A 3,017-nucleotide genomic window follows, 5' to 3' on the forward strand; every position below is an offset into this window, starting at 1 on the left:
AGCGCGTAGACCGACCAGCCGAAGGCCGCGAGCGTGCCGAGGCTGATGAGCGTGTCCATCGTGGCGGCGCCGTGCCGCAGGTTGGTCCACGCCGCGCGGTGGAACGGCCAGCCGCCCCAGACGACGACCGGTGCAGCCAGCGTGAGGGAGAGCCACTGCCAGGAGGTGAACTGGAGCGCGGGGATCATCGCCATCGCCACGACGGGGACGGTGAGGACGGCTGACATGGCCAGCCGGACGTACGCCTCGTCGCGCTCGGGAGCCGCCTCGACCTCCGCAGTGGGGAGGCGTGCGGCGTACCCGGCGGCCTCGACGGTCGAGAGGAGCTCGTCGGTGGTGACCGACTGCGGATAGCTGACGTGGGCCTTCTCGGTGGCGTAGTTGACCGACGCACTGACGCCGTCGAGCTTGTTGAGCTTGCGCTCGATCCGGTTGGCGCAGGAGGCGCAGGTCATGCCGCTGATGCCCAGCTCGATGGTGGACAACTCGACGTCAGTGCTCATCGTGCTCACCCTCTCCTGCGGCGACGAAGAACTCGGCAGTCCGGACGACGCCATCGTGCTGGAAGTCGAAGTAGAGGTGGAAGTCCCCGGCGCTGGGGACCTCGGCGACGAACGGGACGTCGGGCCCGGGACCGCTCTCCTCCGGGTGCACGTGGAGGTAGGCGAGGTCGCCGGCGCGCAGGGCCACGAGGTGGCCGTACGCACCGAGATAGGGCTCGAGGTCGGTGATCGGGACGCCGTCGCGGGTGACGGTGACGGTGAGGTCGCTGGACGTCCCGACGCTCAGGTCGCCGGTGAGCATGACGGTGTATCCGTCGACGGTGCTCGTCGACGTCCTGATGGCCGGCACGGTGGTGACCCGGCCCGGGACGATCACGTCCGCGCCGAGGGTCAGGCCCTCGTGACCGGCCGGGGTGAAGTCGGCGAAGATGCGCCAGGAGCCCGGGGTCAGGTGGACGTCGGTGCGCCACTGCTCGTCGGCGCCCCGGGTCGGGTGCACGTGCTGGAAGCCGGAGCCGTCGCGGCGTACGGCGATCAGGTGCAGCTCCTTCTCGTGCTCCGTCTCGTAGGCCGACAGCGGCTCGCCCTCGGGGTCGGTGATCGTGAACGCGATCGACCGACGTCCCGGAGACAGCGTGTTCTCCTCGAGGGCCAGTGCGTAGCCGTCCTGGGAGACCATCAGGCCCCCGGGAAGATGGGTGGCCTGGGCGTGGTCCTCAACGGCCCCGGCGTCCTCGCCCATGTCGTGAGCGGCGAGCGGCTCGTCGAGGAGCGGGTCCACGAAGGAGCCGACGCCCCAGGCGGTGGCGAAGGCGACGACGAGACCGCCGGCGAAGACCGCCAGGCGGGTCGGGGTGCTCACGACAGTGCTCGAGAGGGTGACCTACGCGACGGCATATCCGGCTTCCTCGACGGCGCCGGCGACCGCGGTCGGGTCCAGCTGCTCGGTGCTGGTGATGGTGACCGCACCGGTGGGGAGGTCGACCTCGACCCCTTCGACGCCCGCAAGCTCGTTGATCTCCTCGGTGACACTTGCGACGCAGTGACCGCAGGTCATGCCGGTCACGGTGATGTTCATGGTGTTCATGTCTCTCCTGAGGGCTAGGACTTCACGAGCCGCGCGATGGCCGCGCTGGCTTCCTTGAGCTTGATCTCCTGCTCGTCGCCACCGGCACGGACGGCCTCGACGACGCAGTGCTCCATGTGCTCGTCGAGGAGACCGAGGGAGAGCGACTGGAGCGCCTTGGTGACCGCGGAGACCTGGGTGAGGATGTCGATGCAGTACTGCTCCTCGTCGACCATCCGGGCGATGCCGCGCACCTGTCCCTCGATCCTCTTCAAGCGCTTGAGGTGGGCGGCCTTGGTGTCGTGGGCGACGTAGCTGTGTGTCATACCCCCAAGATACCCCTAGGGGGTATGCGGCGCAAGGTTGCCTCCGGGGGGAGCGAGAAACAACTCCTTGGGGTGTAGTGGTCCCCGTGGTGGCGCCCTAGCGTCTACGTCGAGTCAACAGGGCCCTGGATACGCTCCGGGGCCCTGTCCTCATGCTCGGGAATCGGACACGAGGGGCCGGCGTTGTGACGGGGACCCGACCCCTCCAGGAGCAGGCGCGACCATGACCGACTTCACCCCCTTCGAGGACCTGCTGGCCGGCCACGCTGGGCTGCTCGAGGACTCCTTCCACGACCGGTGGCTGCGTGCCCAAGCACTGTTCGAGTCGAAGGCCTATCGCGACGCCGCGGCCTTGCTCCGCGACCTCGTCGAGGGACCCGAGGCCTCCGAGATCGGCCACGGACTCACCGAGGCTCGGCTCCTCCTGGCTCGTGCCTACTACCACGCAGCACTGCTCGAGCCGGCGATCGACGCTGCGCGCCAGGTCCTGGCCATCGATCCTCATGAGCCGTACGCCCACCTGCTCATCGGCCGCTCGCTGCAGCGCCAGAGCAAGCGGGACCAGGCTGCGCCCCACCTGAAGCTCGCCGAACTGCTGGGCGGCTACTCCGTCTGAGCCGGCGGCACAGGCGCGTTCCGGCGGCCCGTCGGGGCGGAATACGGAGATCGATCGGACGGTTGTACGTAGTACAATCTTCAACTAAAACGGAGGGCTCCATGCAGTTCGGCATCTTCAGCGTCGGCGACATCACTCCCGACCCCACGACCGGGCTCGTGCCCACCGAGGGCGAGCGCATCGACGCCATGACCCGCATCGCGCTCAAGGCTGACGAGGTGGGGCTGGACGTCTTCGCCACCGGCGAGCACCACAACCCGCCGTTCACGGTCTCCTCCCCCACCACCCACCTCGCTTGGATCGCGGCCAGGACCGAGCGCCTTCTGCTCTCCACGGCCACGACCCTGATCACGACCAACGACCCGGTGAAGATCGCGGAGGACTACGCCTTCCTCCAACACCTCAGCGGCGGCCGGGTCGACCTGATGATGGGCCGCGGCAACACCGGGCCGGTCTATCCCTGGTTCGGCCAGGACATCCGCAACGGCATCCCGCTCGCCGTCGAG

At 68.7% G+C, this 3,017-nt stretch carries 6 protein-coding genes; 2 read left to right on the forward strand and 4 right to left on the reverse strand.

The genetic code is table 11. From position 1 onward, the window contains the following. The 4 genes from JWN68_RS17295 to JWN68_RS17310 form a co-directional block, all read right to left on the reverse strand. Window positions 1-503, reverse strand: a 503-nt coding sequence (locus JWN68_RS17295) for a cation transporter (protein WP_297741241.1), incomplete at its 3' end; no start/stop codon positions are given. Continuing rightward, window positions 493-1,365 carry a hypothetical protein gene (locus JWN68_RS17300; protein WP_297741242.1) on the reverse strand — a complete coding sequence of 291 codons (873 nt, stop codon included), beginning with the start codon at window positions 1,363-1,365 and terminating at the stop codon, window positions 493-495. The genes JWN68_RS17300 and JWN68_RS17295, both read right to left, overlap by 11 nt. A gap of 21 nt (window positions 1,366-1,386) precedes the next feature. Further along, on the reverse strand, window positions 1,387-1,590 hold the full coding sequence (locus JWN68_RS17305) for a heavy-metal-associated domain-containing protein (protein WP_297741244.1): 204 nt from the start codon (window positions 1,588-1,590) through the stop codon (window positions 1,387-1,389). A gap of 14 nt (window positions 1,591-1,604) precedes the next feature. Next, complete coding sequence (locus tag JWN68_RS17310) at window positions 1,605-1,895, reverse strand: metal-sensitive transcriptional regulator (protein WP_297741246.1); 291 nt, start codon at window positions 1,893-1,895, stop codon at window positions 1,605-1,607. 223 nt (window positions 1,896-2,118) lie between these two features. Here JWN68_RS17310 and JWN68_RS17315 point away from each other — a divergent pair, with 223 nt between their 5' ends. Both JWN68_RS17315 and JWN68_RS17320 read left to right on the forward strand, forming a co-directional pair. Further along, window positions 2,119-2,511, forward strand: a complete 393-nt coding sequence (locus tag JWN68_RS17315) for a hypothetical protein (RefSeq protein ID WP_297741248.1) — start codon at window positions 2,119-2,121, stop codon at window positions 2,509-2,511. A 101-nt stretch (window positions 2,512-2,612) separates the two neighbouring features. After that, window positions 2,613-3,017, forward strand: a 405-nt coding sequence (locus JWN68_RS17320) for an LLM class flavin-dependent oxidoreductase (RefSeq protein ID WP_297741250.1), incomplete at its 3' end; no start/stop codon positions are given.

The sequence above is a fragment of the Nocardioides sp. genome, assembly GCF_025964975.1.
Lineage (GTDB): Bacteria > Actinomycetota > Actinomycetes > Propionibacteriales > Nocardioidaceae > Nocardioides.

Bases quoted from the DNA above. Each gene is read 5' to 3' on its own strand.
- JWN68_RS17305 (WP_297741244.1), bottom strand. From the start codon at position 1,590: ATGAACACCATGAACATCACCGTGACCGGCATGACCTGCGGTCACTGC.
- JWN68_RS17310 (WP_297741246.1), bottom strand. From the start codon at position 1,895: ATGACACACAGCTACGTCGCCCACGACACCAAGGCCGCCCACCTCAAG.
- JWN68_RS17315 (WP_297741248.1), top strand. From the start codon at position 2,119: ATGACCGACTTCACCCCCTTCGAGGACCTGCTGGCCGGCCACGCTGGG.